This window comes from Pseudomonas syringae KCTC 12500, from assembly GCF_000507185.2.
Lineage (GTDB): Bacteria > Pseudomonadota > Gammaproteobacteria > Pseudomonadales > Pseudomonadaceae > Aquipseudomonas > Aquipseudomonas syringae.
In genome coordinates this window covers 5,555,694-5,581,948 of record NZ_AYTM02000002.1, presented here as the reverse complement: position 1 = coordinate 5,581,948, position 26,255 = coordinate 5,555,694, and the positions used below count along the sequence as shown (strand labels likewise).

Annotated in this window: 1 protein-coding gene (only partly in view); it reads right to left on the bottom strand. The window is 61.6% G+C overall.

All coding sequences use genetic code 11. The annotated features are described in order from the left end of the window. A protein-coding gene (gene sypC, locus V476_RS24360; protein WP_051128938.1) for a syringopeptin non-ribosomal peptide synthetase SypC crosses the window boundary here: on the bottom strand, positions 1 to 26,255 show its 5' portion. The gene continues 14,332 nt to the left of window position 1, outside the view; 26,255 of the gene's 40,587 nt are visible here — the first part of the coding sequence; its start codon is at positions 26,253 to 26,255; the stop codon falls past the left edge of the window.

Sequence of the window (26,255 nt, the reverse complement as noted above, 5' to 3'; positions counted from 1 at the left end):
TGGTGATAGAGAATGCCTGCCTGCAAAGGTGCCAGCGGGTAAATGTCCTGCACGTTAGCGGCACCGGCGGGCACATGCTTCACGACGCGGTCGATCTGCGCCTGAGTCAGGCTGATCAGTGGCAGCAGGTCCGGTGTGATGTGTTCGCAGCGTTCCGGGATCAGATTGGCCGGCACCACGACTTCCGTGCCACCACCGACCGCTGCCGCCAGTGCGGCTAGCGTAGGCTGGCTGAACAGCACGCGTACATCGGCACTCAGGCCGACTTGACGCATGCGTTCGATCAATTTGACTGCAAGCAGCGAGTGGCCACCCAGTTCGAAGAAGTGATCATGGCGACCGACCTGCCCGACCTTGAGCACGTCAGCCCAGATCGACGCCAGCAGGGTCTCAACCTCGCCCTGAGGTGCTTCATAACCACGACTGATGAGCGATTGCGCATCCGGCATTGGCAGGGCCTTGCGGTCGAGCTTGCCGTTGGCGGTCAGCGGCAGCGCATCGAGCTGCACGTAGGCCGCGGGCACCATGTACTCCGGTAACAGGCCTTGCAGATGGCTACGCAGGTGTTCGATGTCGACAGGCTGCTGCGCTGTGACATACGCCACCAGACGCTTGTCGCCAGGTGTGTCCTGACGGCAAAGCACCACGGCCTCGAGAACATCCGGATGTTCGGCCAGGCGCGCTTCGATTTCACCCAGTTCAACACGGAAACCGCGGATTTTCACCTGATCGTCATTGCGACCCAGGTATTCCAGGTTGCCGTCGGCACGCCAGCGAACCAGGTCGCCGGTGCGGTACATCAGTGCGTTTTCCGACGCACTGAACGGATCGACGACAAACTGCGTGGCGCTCAATTCAGCACGATTCAAATAGCCCTTGGCAACGCCCTGCCCGCCGATATACAGCTCTCCCGGCACGCCCAGCGGTACCGGTTGGCCTTGGCCATCGAGCACATACAGGCGGCTGTTACCCACCGGTTTTCCGATAGGAATCGAGCCATTGCCGACCGACGTGATTTCGTAGGTCGCGGAGAAGGTTGTGGCTTCGGTCGGACCATATCCGTTGAGCAGATACTGTGGAGGACTGTTGGCCAGCACCCGGCCAATAACGGCAGGGTCCAGCACATCGCCGCCGACAATCAGGTAGCGCAGGCGCGAAAAGGCCTCGCCCAGCCCTGAAGCGTATTGATGGAACAGCCCGGCGGTCATCCACAGCACGGTTACCGATTGCTCCAGCAACAGGCGCTGGAAATCGCGCGGGGACAGCAAGTCGTTCTGCCCGATCACCACCACGCAGCCACCATTGAGCAGCGGCACCCAGACATCCAGCGTACTGGCATCAAACGCAGGGTTGGAGGCAAACGCTACACGATCCTGTGCATTGAAATCGGCGTAACCGTTGTTGATCACCAGCCGGCTGATGGCCCTATGCGGCACCAGCACACCTTTCGGCGTGCCGGTGGAGCCTGAGGTGTACATGATGTACGCGACGCTTTCGCTGGACTGCGGCAATGCCAGGTCGGTGCCTTTAAAGTTCTCTACTTTCAGGCCATCGAGGTCAACACGCTGCGCAGCGGTTGTCAGCGATACCTGGCTGTGGGTCAGCAGAACACGCGCCTGACTGTCTTCGATCATGAACGTCTGACGTTCGACCGGTGCATTGATGTCCAGCGGTACGTACACCGCCGCGCACTTGAGCACCGCCAGCTGACTGGCGAGCAGGTCATGGCTGCGCTCCAGCAGGATCGCCACACAGTCACCTGGCTGCACGCCAAGGCCCAACAGATGCCGCGCAAGACGATTGGCGCGGGTGTTGAGCTCGGCATAGCTCACGGCAACGCCATCGTGGATCGCCGCGCAAGCTTCAGGGCACGCACGCACCTGGGCTTCGAACAGGCCGTGCACGGTCTGCTGCTGTGGGTAGTCCAGCGCGGTGTCGTTGAACGCCACCAGCAGTTGCTGCCGTTCGGTTTCCGGCACCACCGGCAGGTCGCACACCGCTGAGTCCGGCGCGGATTCAAGGGCTTCGGCCAGATGGCTCAAGACGGTCTGCATATAGTCGCAGATGCGCCGCGCATCGATACCGGCCACCGCCTGTACATTCAGGCAGAAACCCGCACCCATATCATCGACGTTCAGAATCAACGGGTAGTTGGTGCGTTCTTCACTGCTCAGGGCATGGATACCCTGCCAGGACTGCACGGCCTGATCGGATACACTGCCAACCGCACTGTGGCGGTAGTTGAGCAGCGCACTGAACAATGGCAGCGGCGCGGCCACCGCGCTGCAACGCTGGGCCAATACCAAAGGCGCATGCTCATGACCGAGCAAACCGGTTAACCGGGTGTGGGTCTGACGCACCGCCTGGCGTACCGCGCAGGTGTTGATATCGACGCGCAGCGGCAAGGTGTTGATAAACATCCCCAGCGAGCGCTCTGCACCCTCGCCGCCTTGCATCCGGCCCATCAGGACGGTGCCGAATACTACGTCCTGTCTGCCTGAAACCTTGCTCAGGACCTGCGCCCAGGCCAGGTGTGCCAGGCTGGCAACGCTTACTCCAAGCTGCCGGGCCTGGGCCCGCAGGCGCAGGTCCAGTTGAGGCTCGAGGACCAGGGTGTTCTCTTCAATATCGCGACCGTCACCCTGCACATTCATCAGACCGAACGGCAAGGTCGGTTCTTCGATGTCGCCGAGCATGTCGCGGAAGAATGCTTCGTGATCCGCTTCGCTCACCCCCAGACGCGCCTGAGCCACGTAGTTGCGGTACGGCACCGGGCTGCCCAGTTGTGCCGCCTGCCCCATCAAACCGGTCTGGATTTCGTGTTTCACCACCTCCAGCGCCACATGATCCAGGGCCATGTGGTGGAACAACAGCATCGCGCAGATCCGCTGATTGAGCGGGTCTTCGGCGTAAGCCACGCGCATCAAGGGTGCCTGGCCGATGTCCAGACGGTAGTGGCGCGGGTCGAAACGGCTGTGCAGTTGCTCTGCGATATCACCGTTTGCCGGATCCAGTTCAAGCGCTTCAAGGTGCAACTGCGCCTGACGCCAGACCACCTGCACCGGCGAGTCGAGACCTTGCCACACCACGCTGGTGCGCAGGATGTCGTGACGATCGATGACCAGCTGCAACGCTTCGGCAAATGCATCCAGGCGCTGGCGGTTATCAAATGCGAACCGGGTCTGCAAGACATAGGGGTCGCCCTGCTCCGCAGCGATATGGTGATAGAGAATGCCTTCCTGCAGCGGCGCCAACGGGTAGATATCCTGCACATTGGCCACGCCGCCCGGCACGCCTGCGACCACCTGATCGATCTGCGCCTGGGTCAGGTCGGCCAGCGGCAGCAGGTCCGGAGTGATGTATTCACAGTGTTCATCAATCAGGTTGGCGGGCACCACCACTTCCGTGCCAGCACCGACTGCCGCTGCCAGTGCAGCCAGCGTCGGCTGACCGAACAGCACGCGCACGTCCGAGCTCAAGCCCGACTGACGCATACGTCCGATCAGGCTGACGGCCAGCAGCGAATGACCGCCCAACTCGAAGAAGTTGTCGTGTCGACCGACCTGGGCAACGCCCAGCAGGTCTTGCCAGATAGCCGCGATCTGCGTTTCGGTTTCGCCTTGTGGGGCTTCATAACCACGGCTGATCAGCGCACCGGCTTCCGGTGCTGGCAGGGCCTTGCGGTCCAGCTTGCCATTCGGGGTCAGTGGCAGTGCATCGAGCAGCACATAGGCCACCGGAATCATGTAGGCCGGCAATTGTTCCTGCAGCCAGCCGCGCAGGCTGTCGATGTCTGGCTCATTGTGGGCGGCCTGGACGGTGTAATAAGCCACCAGGCGTTTGTCGCCCGGGATGTCCTCACGGGCGGTGACTACTCCTTCATGGACCGCCGGGTGTTTGGCCAGCAGTGCATCGATCTCGCCCAGTTCGATACGGAAACCACGGATCTTCACCTGATCATCGTTACGGCCCAGGTATTCGATATTGCCGTCTGGCAAGTAGCGCCCCAGGTCGCCCGTGCGGTACATGCGTGCTGCTGGTTGCTGGCTGAACGGGTCCTTGAGGAAGCGTTCGGCAGTGAGGTCGTCACGGTTCAGGTAGCCACGAGCCACACCGGCACCGCCGATATAGATTTCACCCGCTACACCCAGTGGCACGGGCTGTTGCTGTTGGTCCAGCAGGTAAAACTGCGTATTGCCAACCGGTTTGCCGATGTGTGGAGCGAAGCCGTCTTCGCGATCCATGGCCACCCAGCTTGAATAGGTGGTGGTTTCAGAAGGGCCATAGAGGTTGCACAGGCGCTGCACGCCAGTCTTCTCGAACAGCGACTCAACCAGGCTGCGCTTCAGCGCTTCACCGGCCACGTTTACGGTGTGGACCGATTCCGGCAGGCCATCGACGTCCAGCAGCGCTTTAAGCGCCGACGGTACGGTGTTGATCAGGCCGATATCGTGCTCGCTGTGTTGCAGTTCCAGCACGTTTTTGACAACTTCGATACTGCCTCCCGACGTCAGCGGCGCGAAGCACTCGTAGACGGCGAGGTCGAAGTTCAGCGAGGTGGAGAACAGTGTTTTTTCCAGTGCAGCGCCGTCGAAAGCCGTGTGAGCCCAGCTCAGGAAGTTCACGGTGTTGCGGTGTTCGATCATTACGCCTTTCGGCAAACCGGTCGAACCCGAGGTGTAGATCAGGTAGGCCAAGTGCGCCGAAGTCAGCCCCGGCACCTGCGGATTCTGGACGGATTCGTCCTGCCAATCGCTCAGATCAAGATTGATGACAGGCACCGAAACGTCGGCCAGCAGGCCCTGAGTAGCTGTTTGAACCAAAACTGCCGCCGGAGCGCTGTCCTGCAACATGTACGCAATACGTTCTGCCGGGTAAGCCGGATCGAGCGGCACATAGCCGCCGCCCGCTTTGAGAATCGCCAGCAAACCGACGACCATTTCTGCGCTGCGTTCTACACAGATCCCAACCCGCGAATCAGGCTGAACGCCCAGCTTGCGCAAGGCATGGGCCAGGCGATTGGCCTGCTCGTTAAGCTCGCGATAGGTCAAGCGTTCTTCGCCATGAACCACTGCCAGCGCTTCCGGTGTGCGCTCGGCTTGCGCTTCAAACATCCCGTGAATGGTCTGTTCGTTCTCGTAATCCAGCACGGTGTCGTTGAACGCCACCAGCAACTGCTCACGCTCGACAGTTGGCAGGATCGACAAACCTTGCAACGACGTTTCTGGCGTCTGCTCCAGCGCAGTCAACAGGTTTTCCAGCGCCGTGTGCATGTAGCCGCACACACGTTGCGCGCCGATTGACGAAACCACCAGCGCCGTCAGGCTGAACCCTTCGCCCAGATCATCGACGTTCAAGGTCAGTGGGTAGTTGGTGCGTTCTTCGCCGCTGAGGACCGCAATGCCCTGCCAGGCCTGCATGGCTTGGTCGGACACACTGCCGACCCCGCTATGGCGGTAGTTGAGCAATGCGCTGAACAAGGGCGCCGGCGCGGCAACCCCGCTGCAACGCTGGGCCAACGCCAGTGAGGCATGTTCGTGACCGAGCAAGGCAGTCAGGCGTTTATGAGTGGCCTTGACCCCATCACGCACGCCCTGCTCGCCCACCGAAACCCGCAGCGGCAAGGTGTTAATGAACATCCCCAGGGCCCGCTCGGTACCTTCGCCACCTTGCATCCGGCCCATCAGGACGGTGCCGAACACCACATCCTGCCTGTTTGACACCTTGCCCAACACCTGAGCCCAGGCCAGGTGCACCAGGCTTGCGGCACTCACCCCCTGTTGCCGGGCCTGAGCCCGCAGACGCATGTTCAGCTGAGGGTCCAGCGCCAGGCTGGCCTCCTCGATGTCACGACCTTCACCCTTTACATCCAGCAGGCCGAACGGCAGGGTCGGCTCGTCGATATCGCCGAGCATGTCGCGGAAAAATGCTTCGTGATCGGCCTGGCTGACACCCAGGCGTGCCTGGGCCACATAGTTGCGATACGGCACGGGCACCGATGCCAACAGACTATCCGCATCGCCCGCCAGCCAAGCCTGCATTTCGTGCTTCACCACTTCCAGCGCCACGTGGTCCAGGGCCATGTGATGGAACAGCAGCATCGCACAGATGCGCTGGTTGAGCGGGTCTTCGGCGTAGGCCACGCGCATCAAAGGTGCCTGGCCGATGTCCAGCCGGTAGTGACGCGGATCAAAGCGGCTGTGCAGTTGCGCACCGATATCGCCGTCTGCCGGATCAAGCTCAAGTGCGTCAAGGTGCAACTGTGCCTGACGCCAGACCACTTGCACCGGTGAATCGAGACCGTCCCATACCACGCTGGTGCGCAGAATGTCGTGGCGATCAATGACCATCTGCAAGGCCTGAACGAAGGCGTTCAGACGCTCGCTGTCAGCGAACGCGAACTGGGTCTGGAGCACATAGGGGTCGCCGATTTCGGCGGCCAGGTGGTGATAAAGAATGCCTGATTGCAAAGGCGCCAGCGGGTAGATGTCCTGCACATTGGCCACGCCGCCCGGCACGGTGGCTACGACTTGATCGATCTGCGCCTGAGTCAGATCGGCCAGTGGCAGCAGCTCCGGCGTAATGCGTTGGCAGTCCTTGGTGATCAGGTTGGCTGGCACTACGATCTCGGTGCCACCGCCCACGGCTGCGGCCAGTGCAGCCAGGGTGGGCTGGCTGAACAGCACGCGCACGTCGGCGCTCAGGCCCAACTGGCGCATACGCCCGGTCAGGCTCACCGCCAGCAGCGAATGGCCGCCGAGTTCGAAGAAGTGGTCGTGACGACCGACCTGCTCGACGCCCAGCAGGTCTTGCCAGATTACCGCGATCTGCTCCTCGATTTCGCCTTGCGGTGCTTCGTAGCCACGGCTGATCAGCGCATCACCGTCCGGTGCTGGCAGCGCTTTGCGATCGAGCTTGCCGTTGGACGTCAGTGGCATGGACTCAAGCAGTACATAAATGGCCGGAACCATGTATTCCGGCAACTGTTGCTGCAGGTGACCGCGCAGGGTGTCGATATCGACAGCAGTGTGCTCGGCAGACTGCGTGTAGTAAGCCACCAGACGTTTGTCACCGGGTATGTCTTCGCGAGCGGTGACCACCGCTTCGTGGACCGCCGGGTGTTTGGCCAAAGCGGCCTCGACTTCACCGATTTCGATGCGCAAGCCGCGGATCTTCACCTGAAAGTCATTACGGCCCAGGTATTCCAGCGCGCCATTGGCCAGCCAGCGACCGACGTCGCCGGTTTTGTACAGGCGTGCCTGCGGGTCGTCGGAAAACGGGTCGGCGATGAAACGCTCGGCACTCAGCTCCGGCAGGTTCAGGTAACCCCGCGCCACGCCGATACCGCCAATGTGCAGTTCACCGGCCACGCCCATTGGTTGCAGCTGGCCTTGGGCATCCAGCACGTGCATCTGAATGTTCGCAATCGGGCGACCGATGGGCACGCTGTCGCCCGGATCCGTCGGGCGGCATTCCCAGGCGGTAACGTCGATGGCCGCTTCAGTCGGGCCATAGAGGTTGTGCAGTTCAACGCCCTTCAGGTGTTGCTCGAAGCGGCGCTGCAACGCACGCGGCAAGGCCTCGCCGCTGCACAGCACGCGGCGCAGTTGCGGGAAGTCGCGGGTCGAGCGGTGTTCCAGAAACACATCGAGCATCGAGGGCACAAAGTGCAGCAGGGTAATGCCCGCGTCAGTCATTACCTGCGCCAGGTAGTCTGGCTCCTGATGGCCACCGGGACGTGCCATGACCAGTTCGGCACCGGCGAGCAGCGGCAGGAAAAACTCCCAGACCGACACGTCGAAACCGAACGGGGTCTTTTGCAGCACACGATCATTGCTGTCTACGTGATAGGCATCACGGGCCCATAGCAGGCGGTTGACCACGCCCAGGTGTTCGTTCATCACGCCTTTGGGCTGACCAGTGGAACCCGAGGTGTACAGCACGTAGGCCAGGTGATTCGGCTGCAGGCCCAGCGCCTTGGCATCCGGGTTATTGATCGGCTGTGAGGCAAGCTGGGCGCTGTCATCGCGGCCATCAAGCACCAGCGCTGGAACGCTAAGGGCTGGCAGACTTGCGAGCAGATCCTGGCTGGTCAGCAGCGCACGGGGGGCGCTGTCGCTGAGCATATAGGCCTGGCGAGCGCTGGGCAGATCCGGGTCGATCGGCACATAGGCGCCACCGGCCTTGAGGATACCCAATAGCGCCACGACCATTTCCGGTCCGCGACGCAGGCTGACCGCAACCCGCGCATCCGGCTCCACACCCAGCTCAATCAGACGATGGGCGAGCTGATTGGCCTGTTGGTTGAGCTTGGCGTAAGTGAGCAACGGCCCACTGTCGCCGCTTACGGCGCAGGCATCCGGACGCTGAGCAGCCTGTTGTTCGATCAGTTGGTGGATCAATACATCGCGCGGATAAGGGTGAGCGGTGTCATTAAAGCCCGACAGTAACAGCTCGCGCTCGTCGTCCGGCAGTATCGACAGGCTGTTCAGCGCTGCTTGCGGCGTATGTTCCAGCGCTTGTACCAGGCTGCGCAGTGCAACCTGCATGTATTCGCCGATGCGCGTGGCACTGATTTGCTTGACGGCCTGAATGGTGAGCATGAAGTCATCGCCCAGGTCATCGACGTTCAGGCACAACGGATAGTTGGTGCGTTCCTCCATGCTCAGGGTCTGAATACCCTGCCAGGCTGACAATGTTTCGCTCGAGGCCGCACCACCGTTGCTGTGGCGGTAGTTGAGCAAGGTGCTGAACAGCGGCAGCGAACTCGGCACGCCGCTGCAGCGCTGGGCCAGCGACAGCGAGGCATGCTCATGCCCCAGCAGGGTCGACAGGCGCTGGTGGGTGAGCTTGACCGCCGCCAGAGCGCTCTGGCTGCCGACGCTGATGCGAAGCGGCAAGGTGTTGATGAACATTCCCAGCGCCCTGTCGGCGCCGTTGCCGCCCTGCATGCGGCCCATCAGTACGGTACCGAACACCACTTCTTCACGGCCCGACACCCGACCGGCCACCTGAGCCCATGCCAGGTGCGCCAGACTGGCAGCGCTAACCCCTAATTGCCGCGCAATGCTGCGTATACGGCTGCTCAGCTGGCTGTCGAGTACCTGATGCACTTCCTCGATACCACTGCCATCGCCCTGCACGTCCTGTATGCCGTAAGCCAGAGTCGGTTCGTCGATGTCGCCGAGCATGTCGCGGAAAAACGCTTCGTGCTCGGCCTGGCTGATACCCAGACGCGCCTGTGCCACATGGTTGCGATAAGGCACCGGGGCGGGCAATTGCTCGATCTGCCCCTGCAGGCTGGCCTGCATTTCCTCCACCACCACTTCCAGTGAGGTGTGATCCAGCGCCAGATGGTGGAACAGCAACATGCCGACCAGGCGCTGGAGGGTGTTGTCCTCGGCATAGGCAATGCGCATCAGCGGCGCCTGGCCAATGTCCAGGCGATAGTGACGTGGGTCAAAACGCTCGCGCAGTCGTGTCAGCACGTCACCGTCGAGCGGATCGATGGCCACCTCTTCCAGGCTCAGTTTAGCGTTGCGCCAGACCACCTGTACCGGCTGCTCAAGCCCTTCCCAGACCACGGCGGTGCGCAGGATGTCGTGGCGTTCGACCACGTTCTGCAGGGCCGCGGCGAAACTGGCCAGGCACTCGCGATCATCGAACGCGAAGAGCATCTGCAAGACATAGGGATCACCTTCATCCGCAGCCAGATGGTGATAGAGAATGCCTTCCTGGAGGGGGGCCAGGGCGTAGATGTCCTGAATGTTGGCCAGGCCGCCCGGGACGCTGGCGACGACCCGATCGATCGCTGCCTGATCCAGATCAGCCAGCGGCAGCATGTCCGGGGTAATACGCTCGCAGCCCGGCACGATCAGGTTATCCGGCACCTGTACGTCGGTGTGCCCGCCCACCGCAGCAGCAAGTGCGGCAAGGGTCGGCTGGCTGAACAGCACCCGCACATCAGCCGACAGGTCGATCTGGCGCATGCGCTCGATCAGTTTGACGGCCAGCAGCGAATGCCCGCCCAGCTCGAAGAAATGATCGTGGCGGCCAACCTGTGGCACTTGCAGCAGAGACTGCCAGATCTGCGCGATGGCGATCTCGACATCGCCCTCGGGCGGCGCGTATTCACGCATTGCCAGTGCCTGCGCATCCGGAGCGGGCAATGCCTTTTGGTCGAGCTTGCCGTTGGTGGTCAGCGGGAAACGGTCCAGCGCCACAAAAGCACTGGGCACCATGTAATCGGCCAGGGACAGCAGCAAGCGCTCACGCAAGTCAGTCGCCACGATCTCGTGGCCGGGCGCAGCGATCACATAGGCCACCAGGCGCTTGTCACCCGGTTGATCTTCGCGGACCAGCACCAGCGCTTCGCGGACCGTGTCACAGGCGGCCAGCGCAGTCTGGATTTCTCCCAGTTCGATACGGAAACCACGGATCTTGACCTGGTCGTCGTTGCGGCCCAGGTAATCGAGACTGCCATCATCCATCCAGCGACCCAGGTCGCCGGTTCGGTACAGACGCGCCTGAGGATCTTTACTGAACGGGTTCGCCAGGAATCGCTCGGCCGTCAGCGCTTCACGATTCAGGTAGCCCCGCGCGACACCGGCGCCGCCGACATACAGCTCGCCGACCACACCCACCGGCACCGGCTCGCGGCGCGCGTCCAGTACATACAACTGCAAATCGGGAATGCGTACACCGATAGGGCTCACGCCCGCACGTTGCGCATCTGCCGCCACCAGGGGGTGATAGGTCACATGCACCGTGGTTTCGGTGATGCCATACATGTTCACCAACTGCGTACCGGCGTTGATCACCCTGGCGTACCACGGCTTGAGCATCCCGGTATCCAGCGCTTCGCCACCAAAAATCACCAGGCGCAAGGAGTGTCGCTGATCGCTCTCGCCCTGGGCGTTGAGCAACTGGCGGAACGCGCTCGGGGTCTGGTTGAGCACCGTCACTTCGGCGCTGCACAACAGCGCGTAGCAGTCTTGCGGGGAGCGGCTGATCAGTTGCGGCACGATCAGCAAACGCCCGCCGTGCAACAGCGCACCCCAGATTTCCCAGACCGAGAAGTCGAACGCGAATGAATGGAACAACGCCCAGACATCCTGCTCGTTGAAACCAAACCAGCTCTGGGTGGCCGAGAACAGCCGGGCCACGTTGCGGTGCTCGACCATTACGCCCTTGGGCAGGCCGGTCGAACCGGAGGTGTAGATGACGTAAGCCAGGTGGCGCGGGCTGAGCCCGGTCAGCTGTGGATTGTGACCCGGTTGGGCCTGCAACGCCGGACTGTGCAAATCCACGCGTGGGCCGTCGAACGCACCCAGCAGCGCCAGCCCGGCAGCATCGGCCAGCACCGCCATTGGGGCGCTGTCCTGCAACTGGTAAGCAATACGCTCCGCCGGATAGGCCGGGTCAATCGGCACGTAACCCGCACCGGCCTTGAGCACCCCGAGCAAACCGACAATCATTTCCAGGCTGCGCTCGACACAGATCGCCACCCGGTCATCCGGCTGCACGCCGAGGCCCAGCAGGTAATGGGCTACCTGATTGGCGCGGGTGTTCAGCTCGGCATAGGTCAGGGTACGGTCTTCATAGTGCAGGGCCACGGCATTCGGCTGTGCCACCACCCAGGCTTCGAAGGTACGGTGAATCAGGGCGTCATCGGCCTGCAGCGCATGCGGGGTGTTCCAGCTTTCCAGCAGTTGCTGGCGCTCGATCCCGGGCAGGATACGCAGCGCTCCCAGCGCAGCGTCCGGGGTCTGCTCCAGTGCTTGCACCAGGTTTTCCAGCACACAGAGCATGTACGCACATACACGCTTGGCACCGATCTGTCCTTCGGCCATGACGGTCAGAGCGAAACCTTCGCCCATGTCATCCACGCACAAGGTCAGCGGATAGTTGGTGCGTTCTTCACCATGCAACGCCTGAATGCCTTCCCAGGCGACCTGCGCATTGTCGCTCGCGGCGACATCACCGGTATGACGGAAATTGAGCAGCGAGCTGAACAATGGCGTCGAAGCGGGTACACCACTGCAACGTTGGGCCAGTACCAGCGAGGCGTGTTCATGGGCCAGCAGCCCGCTGAGTCGCGCATGGGTCGCTTTCAGACCGCTGCGCACGCCCTGTTCGCCCAGCGTGACACGCAGCGGCAAGGTGTTGATGAACATTCCCAACGCCCGGTCGGACCCTGCGCCGCCTTGCAGGCGACCGAGCAACACGGTGCCGAACACCACATCCTCTTTGCCTGACACAGCGCCCAGTAAACGAGCCCAGGCCAGGTGATACAGGCTGGCAGAACTCACCCCGAGTTGACGAGCCTGTACGCGCAGGCGTCGGCTCAGGTCGACGTCGACCAGCAGGCGCGCCTCCTCGATACCGCTGCCGTCGCCTTGCACGTCCTGCAGACCGAATGGCAGCGTCGGCTCATCGATGTCGCCCAGCATATCGCGGAAAAATACCTCGTGCTCTTCACGGCTGACACCGAGCATGGCCTGAGCTACGTAATTGCGATAAGGCACGGACGGCGGCAGCGAGGCTTGCTGACCGAGCATGTGTGCCTCGATTTCGCTTCTGAGGATGCGCAGCGATGTAGCGTCGTCCACCAGGTGATGGAACAGCAACATGCCCAGCCAGCGGTTGTTCACCTCATCGTGTGCATAACCGATGCGCAGCATCGGTGCCTGACGGATGTCCAGACGCGTGTGACGAGGGTCGAGACGCTTGAGCAACTGCTCGGCGATGTCGCCATCGGCCGGGTCAAGCGCCTGCTCATACAGGCCCAGGGTCGCTTCACGCCAGACCACCTGCACCGGGGCGTCGAGACGTTCCCAAAGCACGGCGGTGCGCAGGATATCGTGCCGTGCGATCACGCCTTGCAGCGCGTGGGCGAAACTGTGCAGACGCTTAAGACTGTCAAAGGAAAACAGCGCGTATTGCAAATACGGGTCACCCTCGGTAGCGGCAAGGTGGTGATACAAGATCCCCTCCTGCAGCGGCGCTAGGGCATAGATATCCTGCACGTTGGACAGACCGCCGGGCACGCTGGAGACCACACGATCGATATCGTCCTGGGTGAGCGACACCAGCGGCAGCATATCCGGGGTGATGCGCGAGCAGTCGGCGGGAATAAGGTTGGCGGGTGCCTCGACTTGCTCCTTGCCGCCCACCGCTGCCGCCAGGGCAGACAGGGTCGGCTGGCTGAACAGCACGCGCACATCGGCAACCAGATCGATCTGGCGCATGCGCTCGATCAGTTTCACCGCCAACAGCGAGTGGCCGCCCAGCTCGAAGAAGTGGTCATGCCGGCCGACCTGCTCGAGTTGCAACAGGTCTTGCCAGATCCGCGCAATGGCCATCTCGGTATCGCCTTCAGGCGCTTCGTAGCCTCGACTGGCCACCGCCGAACGGTCGGGCGCGGGCAGCGCCTTGCGGTCAAGCTTGCCGTTGGCCGTCAGCGGGAAGCTTTCCAGGCTGACGAAGGCACTCGGCAGCATGTACTCGGCCAGCGACAGGCGCAGTTGCTCGCGCAATCGGCTAGCGTCCGGTTCCAGTCCCGCGGTGCCGATAACATAGGCCACCAGACGCTTGTCACCAGGCTCGTCCTCACGCACCAGCACCAGCGCATCCTGTATACCGTCACACGCGGCGAGTTGCGCTTCGATCTCGCCCAGCTCTATACGGAAGCCGCGAATCTTCACCTGTTCGTCGTTACGTCCCAGGTATTCCAGGCTGCCATCGGCCAGCCAGCGACCCAGGTCGCCGGTGCGGTACAGGCGCGCACCTGGCGCAGTATTGAACGGGTCATCGAGAAAACGCTCGGCCGTCAATGCTTCACGGTTCAGGTAACCCCGGGCAACACCGGCACCGCCCACGTACAGCTCGCCGATCACGCCTACCGGCACCGGTTCGCCATGGGGATCGAGGACATACAGTTGCAAATCGGGAATGCGCCTGCCGATCGGGCTGGCACCGATACGCTGTGCATCTTCGGCCTGCAACGGGTAATAGGTAACGTGCACGGTGGTTTCGGTAATGCCGTACATGTTGACCAGTTGCGTACCGGCATTCACCTTGCGGGCGTACCACGGCTTGAGCATGGCCGTTTCCAGTGCTTCGCCGCCGAAGATCACCTGGCGCAACGAATGCGCCTGCCCGTGCTCGCCCTGTGCCGCAATCAGTTGGCGGAACGCACTTGGCGTCTGGTTGAGCACCGTTACCCCGGCGCTGCACAGCAGGTTGTAGCAGTCTTCTGGTGAACGGCTGATCAGTTGCGGCACGATCAGCAGACGTCCGCCGTGCAGCAAGGCGCCCCAGATTTCCCAGACCGAGAAGTCAAAGGCGAACGAGTGGAACAGCGCCCAGATATCCTGTTCGCCAAACGCGAACCAGTCTGCGGTGGCCGAAAACAGCCGTGCAACATTACGATGCTCGACCATCACGCCTTTGGGCAGACCGGTTGAGCCGGAGGTGTAGATGACATAGGCCAGGCTCGCAGCCGTCAGCCCCGCTACCTCTGGATTGCAGACGGATTCGTCCTGCAAGTCGGGATCATCGAGACTGATGATAGGCACTTCCGTCACCGGCAAGGCTTGCTGCACTGACTGCTGGCTCAATAATGCCACCGGCGTGCTGTCACCGAGGGTATAGGCTAGGCGCTCAAGCGGGTAAGCCGGATCCAGTGGTACATAACCGGCCCCGGATTTGAGGATACCCAGCAAGCCGATAATCATCGCCGGGCCACGCTCGACACAGATCGCCACGCGATCATCGGGGCGTACACCCAAGGCCAGCAAGCGATGCGCAACCTGGTTGGCACGCGCGTTGAGTTCGCCGTAGCTCAGGATCTGTTCTTCGAACACCAGAGCGACGGCGTCTGGCTGTTCTGCGGCGCGGGCTTCGAATTGCTGATGGATCGGTGTTTCGTGTGTATCGGTCTTGTTGGGCAGGTTCCACTGTTCGAGCAACTGCGCACGCTCGCTGAGCGGCAGTATCGAAATACGGTGTAACGGCGTTTGCGGCGCCTGTTCCAGCGCATCGACCAGCCCTTCTGTAGCCAACTGCAAATAGTCACAAACACGCTGCGCGCCGATGCTCGCCGTTACCAGTGCTGTGAACAGAAATCCTTCACCCATATCGTCGACGTTGATGGTCAACGGGTAGTTGGTGCGTTCTTCATCGGCCAGCCGCAGCGATTGCATGCCATCCCAAGCCGCCATTGCTTCATCGGTCACGGCCACTCTGCTGTGACGATAGTTGAGCAAGGCGCTGAACAGTGGCGCCGGTGCAACCACGCCACTGCAGCGCTGGGCCAGTGCCAGCGAGGCATGTTCATGGCCGAGTAACCCGGTCAGGCGTCGGTGCGTGGCCTTGACTCCGTCACGTACGCCCAGATCGCCGAGGTCTACCCGCAGCGGCAAGGTATTGATGAACATGCCAAGGGCCCGTTCGGCACCCTCGCCGCTTTGCATGCGGCCCATCAGAATGGTGCCGAACACCACCTGTTCACGTCCGCTCAGGCGACCGAGCATTTGCGCGAACGCCAAGTGGATAAGGCTTGCCGCGCTGACCCCAAGCTGCCGTGCCTGTACTCTCAGGCGTTGACTCAAAGCGCCGTCCAGCGCCAGGCTGGCCTGAGCGATAGCGCTGCCGTCGCCTTGCACATCGTGCAGGCCGAAGGGCAGCGTCGGCTCGTCGATGTCGCCGAGCATGTCCTGGAAGAACAGTTCGTGGTCCTGCTCTTTCAAGCCCAGTCGTGCCTGAGCGACATAGTTGCGGTAAGGAATGGAGTCGGCAAGTTGCTCGGCCTGACCGCGCAGGCAGACCTGCATTTCATAGCGCACCTGATCCAGCGCAGTGTGGTCAAGGATCATGTGGTGAAACATCAGGGTCGCCACCCAGCGCTCGTTGCCGCTGTCCAGGGCACACACCAGGCGCATCAAGGGTGCCTGGCGGATGTCCAGGCGTATCTGGCGCGGGTCCAGGTGCTCTTGCAACTGACGGGCTATATCACCAAGGCAAGGGTTGAACTCAATCTCTTCTACGCTGAGTTCGACATGGCGCCAGACCACCTGCAAAGGCTCATCAAGGCTTTCCCAGTGCATGGAAGTGCGCAGGATGTCATGGCGGTTGATAACCGTTTGCAGGGCCTGAGCAAAGGAGTCCAGGTGAGCGCGGCTGTCAAAGGCGAACTGTGCCTGCAATACATAGGGGTCGCCCTGTTCGGCGCTGATGTGGTGATAGAGAATGCCTTCCTGCAAGGGGGCCAGCGGGTAGATGTCCTGCACGTTCGCCGCGCCGCCGGCCACGCAGGCCACCACCTGGTCGATCAGCTCTTGAGTCAGGTCGACCAACGGCAGCATGTCTGGGGTAATTCTCTGGCAATCCACTGGAATACCGTTGGCCGGGATCACCAGATCGTCGACCGCGCCTGACGCTGCGGCCAGTGCCGCCAAGGTCGGCTGGCTGAACAGCGTACGCACATTGGCACTCAGGCCGGCCTGGCGCATACGTTCGATCAGGCTCACTGCCAGCAGCGAATGCCCGCCCAGTTCAAAGAAATGATCGTGGCGACCGACACGTTCGATGTTGAGCAAGTCGCTCCAGATCTTCGCCAGAATGATTTCGGCTGCGCCTTGCGGCTCCTCGTAGCCGCCACGGATCAGTGCATCACCGTCCGGTGCTGGCAGGGCCTTGCGGTCCAGTTTGCCGTTCGGGGTCAGCGGCAGCGCATCAAGACGCACATAGGCCACAGGGATCATATAGGCCGGCAGTTGCTCCTGCAGCCAGTCGCGCAGGCTATCGATGTCTGGCTCATTGTGGGCGGCCTGGACGGTGTAATAAGCCACCAGGCGTTTGTCGCCCGGGATGTCCTCGCGGGCGGTGACTACTGCTTCATGGACCGCCGGGTGTTTGGCCAGCAGTGCATCGATCTCGCCCAGTTCGATACGGAAACCACGGATCTTCACCTGATCATCGTTACGGCCCAGGTATTCGATATTGCCGTCTGGCAGATAACGGCCAAGGTCACCGGTACGGTACATGCGTGCCGCTGGGTTTTGGCTGAACGGGTCGTTGAGGAAGCGCTCGGCAGTGAGGTCGTCACGGTTCAGATAACCCCGCGCCACACCGGCACCGCCGATGTAGATCTCGCCCACAACGCCCAGTGGCACAGGCTGTTGCTGTCCGTCCAGCAGGTAAAACTGCGTATTACCAACCGGTTTGCCAATGTGTGGAGCGAAGCCGTCTTCCCGGTCCATGGCCACCCAACTGGAGTAGGTGGTGGTTTCCGATGGGCCGTAGAGGTTGCACAGGCGCTGCACGCCTGTTTTTTCGAACAGGTTTTCTACCAGACTGCGCTTGAGCGCTTCACCGGCCACGTTCACCGTGTGAACCGTTGCCGGCAGCCCGTCAACGTCCAGCAGTGCTTTAAGCGCCGACGGTACGGTGTTGATCAGGCCGATATCGTGCTCGCCGTGTTGCAGTTCCAGAACGTTTTTGACGACTTCGATACTGCCGCCCGAGGTCAGTGGCGCGAAGCACTCGTAGACGGCGAGGTCGAAGTTCAGCGAAGTGGAGAACAGCGTTTTTTCCAGTGCCGAAGCGTCGAATGCACTATGTGCCCAGCTCAGGAAGTTAACGGTGTTGCGGTGTTCGATCATCACGCCTTTTGGCAGACCGGTGGAGCCCGAGGTGTAGATCAGGTACGCCAGATGCGCCGAAGTCAGCCTCGGCACCTGCGGATTCTGGACGGATTCGTCCTGCCAATCGCTCAGATCAAGATTGATCACAGGCACCGAAACATCGGCTAGCAAGCCCTGAGTAGCGGTCTGAGCAAGCACCGCTGCCGGAGCGCTGTCCTGCAACATGTAAGCAATACGTTCTACCGGATACGCCGGATCGAGCGGCACATACCCGCCGCCCGCCTTGAGGATCGCCAGCAATCCAACGACCATCTCGGCACTGCGTTCAACGCAGATACCAACGCGGGAATCCGGCTGCACGCCCTGCTTGCGCAAGGCATGGGCCAGGCGGTTAGCCTGCTCGTTAAGCTCACGATACGTCAGGCGCTGTTCGCCGTGGACGACGGCCAGCGCTTCCGGTGTGCGCTCGGCTTGCGCTTCAAACAGGCCATGGATGGTCTGCTGCTGCGGATAATCCAGCGCAGTGTCGTTGAAACCCACCAGTAACCGCTCGCGCTCGTCGGCAGGCAGGATCGACAGGCTATCGAGGGGCGCGGTTGATGCTTGCTCCAGTGCCTGAATCAACTGATCGAGCGCAGTGTGCATGTATCCGCATATGCGCTGCGCGCCGACAACAGTCGTCGTCAGCGCAGTCAGTTTGAAGCCTTCACCCAGGTCATCAACGTTCAACGTCAATGGGTAGTTGGTGCGTTCCTCGCTGCTCAGGGCATGAATACCCTGCCAGGCCTGCATGGCCTGTTCGGACGCGCTGCCGCCTCCACTATGACGATAGTTGAGCAGCGCGCTGAACAGCGGCGTCGGTGCGACAACACCACTGCAACGCTGGGCCAATGCCAGCGAGGCATGTTCGTGACCGAGCAAGGCCGTCAGGCGCTTATGAGTGGCCTTGACCCCGTCACGTACGCCCTGCTCGCCCACCGATACCCGCAGCGGCAAGGTGTTGATGAACATCCCCAGGGCCCGCTCGGTTCCTTCGCCACCTTGCATCCGGCCCATCAGGACGGTGCCGAACACCACATCCTGCCTGTTTGACACCTTGCCCAACACCTGAGCCCAGGCCAGGTGCACCAGGCTCGCGGCACTCACCCCCTGTTGCCGGGCCTGAGCCCGCAGACGCATGTTCATCTGAGGGGCCAGCGCCAGGCTGGCTTCCTCGATGTCACGACCTTCACCCTGCACATCCTGCAAACCGAACGGCAGCGTCGGCTCGTCGATATCGCCGAGCATGTCGCGGAAAAATGCTTCGTGATCGGCTTGGCTGACACCCAGGCGTGCCTGGGCCACATAGTTGCGATACGGCACGGGTACCGACGCTGCCAACGTGTCGGCCTCGCCCGCCAGCCATGCCTGCATTTCTTGCTTCACCACTTCCAGCGCTACGTGGTCCAGGGCCATGTGATGGAACAGCAGCATCGCGCAGATGCGCTGGTTGAGCGGGTCTTCGGCGTAGGCCACGCGCATCAAAGGTGCCTGGCCGATGTCCAGCCGGTAGTGACGCGGATCAAAGCGGCGGTGCAGTTGTGCACCGATATCGCCGTCTTCCGGATCGAGCTCAAGTGCGTCAAGGTGCAACTGTGCCTGACGCCAGACCACTTGCACCGGCGAGTCCAGACCGTCCCATACCACGCTGGTGCGCAGAATGTCGTGGCGATCGATGACCATCTGCAAGGCCTGAACGAAGGCGTTCAGACGCTCGCTGTCAGCGAACGCGAACTGGGTCTGGAGCACATAGGGGTCGCCGATTTCGGCGGCCAGGTGGTGATAAAGAATGCCTGACTGCAGAGGCGCCAGGGGGTAGATGTCCTGCACATTGGCAACACCGCCCGGCACAGTGGCTACGACTTGATCGATCTGCGCCTGAGTCAGGTCGGCCAGTGGCAGCAGCTCAGGCGTAATGCGTTGGCAGTCCACGCTGATCAGGTTGGCGGGTACCACGATCTCGGTGCCACCGCCGACCGCCGCGGCCAGTGCAACCAGGGTGGGCTGGCTGAACAGCACGCGCACGTCGGCGCGCAGGCCCAACTGGCGCATACGCCCGGTCAGGCTCACTGCCAGCAGCGAATGGCCGCCGAGTTCGAAGAAGTGGTCGTGACGCCCAACCTGGGCGACACCCAGCAGGTCTTGCCAGATTACCGCGATCTGCTCCTCGATTTCGCCTTGCGGTGCTTCGTAGCCACGGCTGATCAGCGCCTCACTGTGCGGTGCTGGCAGTGCTTTGCGATCCAGCTTGCCGTTGGGGGTCAGCGGCAGCTTCTCCAGCATCACGTAAATGGCTGGAACCATGTACTCAGGCAGCTTTTCCTGCAAATGGCTGCGCAGGCTGTCGATGTCTACCGAAGCATGCCCTGTGCTCAGGGTGTAATAAGCTACCAGGCGCTTGTCGCCCGGTACGTCTTCGCGAGCAGTCACCACCGCTTCGTGGATAGCCGGGTATTTGGCCAGACGTGCGTCGATCTCGCCCAGTTCGATACGGAAACCGCGGATCTTCACCTGATCGTCGTTACGGCCCAGGTATTCGATATTGCCGTGTGGCAAGTAACGGCCAAGGTCACCGGTACGATACATGCGTGCCGCGGGCTGCGGGCTGAACGGGTCTTTAAGGAAGCGCTCCGCAGTGAGGTCGTCACGGTTCAAGTAGCCTCGCGCCACACCGGCTCCGCCGATGTAGATTTCACCCGCAACACCCAGTGGAACAGGCTGCAGTTGCTCATCCAGCAGGTAAAACTGCGTATTGCCGACCGGTTTGCCGATGTGCGCAGCGAAGCCGTCTTCGCGGTCCATGGCCACCCAACTGGAGTAGGTGGTGGTTTCCGATGGGCCATAGAGGTTGCACAGACGCTGCACGCTGGTTTTCTCGAACAGCGATTCAACCAGACTGTGTTTGAGGGCTTCACCGGCCACGTTCACGGTGTGAACCGATTCCGGCAGACCGTCAACGTCCAGCAGCGCCTTGAGCGCTGAGGGTACGGTGTTGATCAGGCCGATATCGTGTTCGCCGTGTTGCAGTTCAAGGACGTTTTTGACGACTTCGATACTGCCGCCCGAGGTCAGTGGCGCAAAGCACTCGTAGACGGCGAGGTCGAAGTTCAGCGAAGTGGAGAACAGCGTTTTTTCCAGTGCCGAGTGGTTTGTGCCAGCATCGAAAGCCGCGTGCGCCCACGTCAGAAAGTTCACGGTGTTCCGGTGTTCGATCATTACGCCTTTCGGCAGACCGGTCGAACCCGAGGTGTAGATCAGGTACGCCAGATGCGCCGAGGTCAGCTCCGCCAGCTGCGGGTTCTGGACGGATTCGTCCTGCCAGTTGCTTAGATCAAGATTGATCACAGGTACCGAAACGTCGGCCAGTAACGCTTCAGTGGCCGACTGGGTCAGTACCGCGGCAGGCGCACTGTCCTGCAGCATGTAGGCAATACGTTCTGCTGGATAAGCTGGGTCCAGCGGCACATAACCGCCGCCCGCTTTAAGGATTGCCAGCAAGCCGACGACCATGTCGGCGCCGCGCTCAACGCAGATACCAACCCGCGAATCAGGCTGAACGCCTTGCTTGCGCAACGCATGGGCCAGACGGTTGGCCTGCTCGTTAAGCTCGCGATACGTCAGGCGCTGTTCGCCGTGAACCACTGCCAGGGTTTGCGGCGTGCGCTCCACCTGTGCTTCGAACATCCCATGAATGGTCTGCTGCTGCGGGTAATCCTGTGCGGTGTCGTTGAACGTCACCAGCAACTGCTCGCGCTCGACAGCTGGCAAAATCGACAAACTTTGTAGCGACGCTTGTGGCATCAACTCAAGTGCGTCCACCAGATGTTCCAGCGCCGTGTGCATATAGCCACACACGCGCTGCGCACCGACAGTGATCGTCGCCAGCGCAGTCAGTTTGAAGTCCTCACCAAAGTCATCGACGTTCAACGTCAATGGATAGTTGGTGCGTTCTTCACTGTTCAGGGCACGAATACCCTGCCAGGCCTGGGCGGTCCGTTCTGAAGCGCTGCCAACCGCACTGTGGCGGTAGTTGAGCAGTGCGCTGAACAGCGGCGTCAGCGCGGACACTCCGCTGCAACGCTGAGCCAATGCGAGGGATGCATGTTCGTGAGCGAGCAACGCGGTGAGTTGCGCGTGTGTCGCCTTGACCCCGGCGCGTACCCCTTGCCCGCCCACGGCAACCCGCAGCGGCAAGGTGTTGATGAACATTCCCAGCGCCCGATCAGCGCCCTCGCCGGCCTGCATACGGCCCAGCAGTACGGTGCCGAACACCACGTCGCGACGATCGGAAACCTTGCCCAGCACCTGAGCCCAGGCCAGATGCACCAGACTGGCGGCACTCACACCCTGTTGTCGGGCCTGAGCACGCAGTCGCAGGCTTAACTGGCTGTCCACCACCAGGACAGCTTCTTCGATATCATGGCCATCGCCCTGCACATCCTGCAGGCCGAAAGGCAGCGTCGGTTCGTCGATGTCGCCCAGCATGTCGCGGAAAAACACTTCATGATCAGCCTGGCTGACACCCAGACGCGCCTGAGCCACGTAGTTGCGGTATGGCACGGGCGCCGACAAGGTTTCACTCTCGCCGAGCAGCCAGGCCTGCATTTCATGCTGCACAACGTCCATCGCCGTGTGATCCAGGGCCATATGATGGAACAGCAGCATCGCGGTGATTCGCTGATTGAGCGGGTCCTCGGCATAGACCAGACGCATCAGTGGCGCTTGAGTCATATCGAGGCAGTAGTGCCGCGGATCGAAGCGGCTATGCAGTTGCGCGCCGATCTCGCCGTCCGCAGGGTCAAGTTCAAGCCCTTCAAGGTGCAACTGCGCCTGGCGCCAGACCACTTGCACCGGTGAGTCCAGACCATCCCATACCACCCCGGTACGCAGAATGTCGTGACGATCGATGACCATCTGCAAAGCCTGAACGAAGGCGTCCAGGCGCTCGCGATTGTCAAAGGCGAACTGGGCCTGCAGCACATAGGGGTCGCCGGCCTCGGCTGCCATGTGGTGATAGAGAATGCCTTCCTGCAACGGCGCCAGCGCGTAGATATCCTGAACATTTGCCACGCCGCCAGGCACAGTGGCGACCACCTGGTCGATCTGCACCTGGGTCAGATTCGCCAATGGCAACAGCTCCGGGGTGATGCGTTCGCAGCCTTTGTCTATCAGATTGGCCGGTACCTTGATGTCATGGCTTGCGCCGACGGCTGCGGCCAGTGCGGCCAGCGTGGGCTGGCTGAACAGCACGCGAACATCTGCGCTCAGGCCCGCCTGGCGCATGCGTTCGATCAGACTGACCGCCAGTAGCGAGTGCCCGCCGAGCTCAAAGAAGTGATCCTGACGGCCGACGCGTTCAACGTTGAGCAATTCGGACCATAAGCGCGCCAGGGTAATTTCCACTTCACCCTCGGGTGCCTGGAATTCACGGCTGGCATAGGCGTCTGCGTCCGGTACCGGCAAGGCTCGGCGATCAAGCTTGCCGTTGGCGGTCAGCGGGAACGAATCCAGCACCATAAAGGCGCTTGGGACCATGTATTCGGCCAGAGACGCCGCCAGTTCGCGGCGCAGTTCGACCGCTGACAAGGCGCTGTTTTCTTCACCGATGACGTACGCCACCAGGCGTTTGTGTCCAGGCTCGTCCTGGCGGGCCAGCACCACCGCCTCTCTGACGCCAGGGCAGTCGACCAGACGCGCTTCGATTTCACCCAGTTCGATACGGAAACCTCGGATTTTCACCTGGTCGTCGTTACGGCCCAGATACTCGATCACCCCGTCTGCGTTCCAGCGACCAAGGTCGCCGGTGCGGTACAACAGGGCTCCAGCGTCCTCACTGAAAGGATTGGCGATAAACTGCGTAGCGTTCAGCTCCGGGCGGTTCAAGTAACCCTTGGCCACGCCCTGCCCGCCGATATACAGCTCTCCGACCACACCGATCGCCACCGCTTGGCGTAGGGCGTCGAGCACATAGACCTGGCTGTTGCCAATCGGGCGGCCGATAGGAATACCGCCGTTGCCGACCGAGGTGATCTCATGGATTGTAGAGAAGGTCGTCGCTTCGGTCGGGCCGTAGCCATTGAGCAAGTATCTCGGTGCGCCGTCTTTCAATACCCTGGCGATCACTGCCGGGTCCAGCACATCACCACCAACGATCAGGTAGCGCAATCTGGCGAAAGCCTCCATCAGGCCGTCGGCATATTGATGGAACAGGCCCGCGGTCATCCACAGCACGCTGACTGACTGGGACAGCAACAGCGCACGGAACTCGTCGAGAGACAGCAATACCGACTGCTCCACCACGACCACACAGCCGCCATTGAGCAGTGGCGCCCATACATCCAGGGTGCTGGCGTCGAAAGCCGGGTTGGAGGCGAACGCTACACGATCCCTGGCATTGAAATCGGCATAATTGTTGTTGAGCACCAGACGGCTGACAGCACGATGCGGCACCAATACGCCTTTGGGCATACCGGTGGAACCGGAGGTGTACATGATGTAGGCCACCGACTCGGCGGACGTTGACGGTAGCGGGTCAGGCACATCGTTTTGCAGTTCCAGCAGGTCAAGGTCAATCCGCTGGATGCCTTCAGGCAGATGATGGCGAGCCAGCGTCAATACGTAACGCGCTGTGCAGTCTTGCAGCATGAATGCCTGACGCTCGGCGGGGGCATTTATATCTAGCGGTACATAGGCCGCCCCGCATTTGACGATCGCCAACTGCCCGGCCAGCAGATCAAGGGAACGCTCCAGCAGCAACGCCACCCGCTCGCCCGGTTGCACGCCAAGGTCGGTCAGGTGACGGGCCAACGCGTTGGCGCGACTGTTGAGTTCATGGTAGGTCAGTTGCTGGTCATCTTGTACAGCGGCCAGCGCATCGGGCTGCGTTGCCACTCGTTGTTCGAACAGTTCCTGCAGGCTGCTGTTACGTGAGTAGTCGCGTGCCGTGTCATTGAAGGCGTGCAGCACTTGCTGGCGTTCGGTTGACGAGAGGATTTGCAAACGCTGCAACGGGGTTTGCGGCTGCTGCTCCAGCGCCTCGACCAGCGCGCCGAGTGCCGTCAGCATATAGTTGCCGATGCGCTCTGCACCGACCTGTGCCATGGCTTGAACCGTCAGGCTGAAGCCTTGGCCCAGGTCGTTCACCGACAGCGTGATCGGGTAAGTACTGCGCTCCTCGCTGCCCAGGCTCTGCAAGCCTTTCCAGGCTTGGAGCGCCTCTGATGAAACGACTGGTTCGCTGGCACTATGGCGATAATTGAGCAGCGAATTGAACAACGGTGCCGGTGCGGCCACACCACTGCAACGCTGGGCCTGGGCCAGGGATGCGTGTTCGTGACCGAGCAATGCGGTTAGCCGTGCGTGGGTGGTTCTGACCCCTTCGCGCACCGCATGCCCTTCAAGCTTGACTCGCAACGGCAAGGTGTTGATGAACATACCCAATGCCCGGTCGGCGCCATTACCGCCCTGCATCCGGCCCATCAGTACCGTGCCGAAAACCACGTCCGACTTGCCTGACAGCGCACCCACCACCCGCGCCCATGCGAGGTGATGCAGGCTCGCGGCACTGACCCCTAGCTGCTTTGCCAGGGTTCGCAGGCGCGCGCTCAATGCGTCATCGACGGGTAGGCGCACATCTTCGATCAGCGAGTCGCTGCCCGGCGTTTCGAGCACGCCGAACGGCAGCGTTGGCTCATCGATATCGGCCAGCATTTCGCGAAAGAAACCTTCATGAGCATCTGCCCCGACACCCAGCCGCACCTGTGCCACGTAGTTGCGATACGGCACGGCTTCGGGCAAGGCGTGGCCTTCGCCGAGCAGAAAGGCCTGCATCTCGTGTTTCACCAGTTCCAGCGCGGCGTGGTCAATGGCAATGTGGTGGTACAGCAGGATAGCGACCCAGCGGGCATTGGCCGGATCTTCAACGCACACCATGCGCATCAGCGGCGCATCGCGCAGGTCCAGGCGGTGATGCCGGGTATCAAACCGCTCGCGCAACTGGGTCTCGATGGGGCCGTCAGCCGCGTCCAGTGTCAGCTCATCCACTGTCAGCGTCGCCTCGCGCAACACCACTTGCACCGGTTCGTCGAGACCTTCCCAGACCATTGCCGTGCGCAGGATGTCATGGCGATCGATCACCGCCTGCAGTGCCTGGGCGAAGTCATCGAGACGTTCGCGACTCTCGGCCCCGAACAGATCCTGCAATACATAGGGATCGCCCTGCCCGGCCGTCAGGTGATGATAGAGAATCCCTTCCTGCAGGGGCGCCAGCGGGTAGATGTCCTGCACATTGCCAGCGCCGCCCGGGACGGCGTCGACGATTCTGTCGATCGCTTCCTGGCTTAGATTGGCCAGCGGCAGCATGTCCGCGGTAATGCGAAAGGCCGGGCTGAGCCAGTCACCGCCCATTCGAGCCACCAGCGTCAGCAGTTCTGCCTTGTGCACGCTCAGGCTTTCAAGGGTGGCACTGTCCAGCCCCTCGTCGTCTCCGAGAATCACGAGATCGTCTTCTTCCTGTTGAAGACGGATCGCATGCGTGGAAAGAACTGCCATCAATTCGCTGAAGTGCAT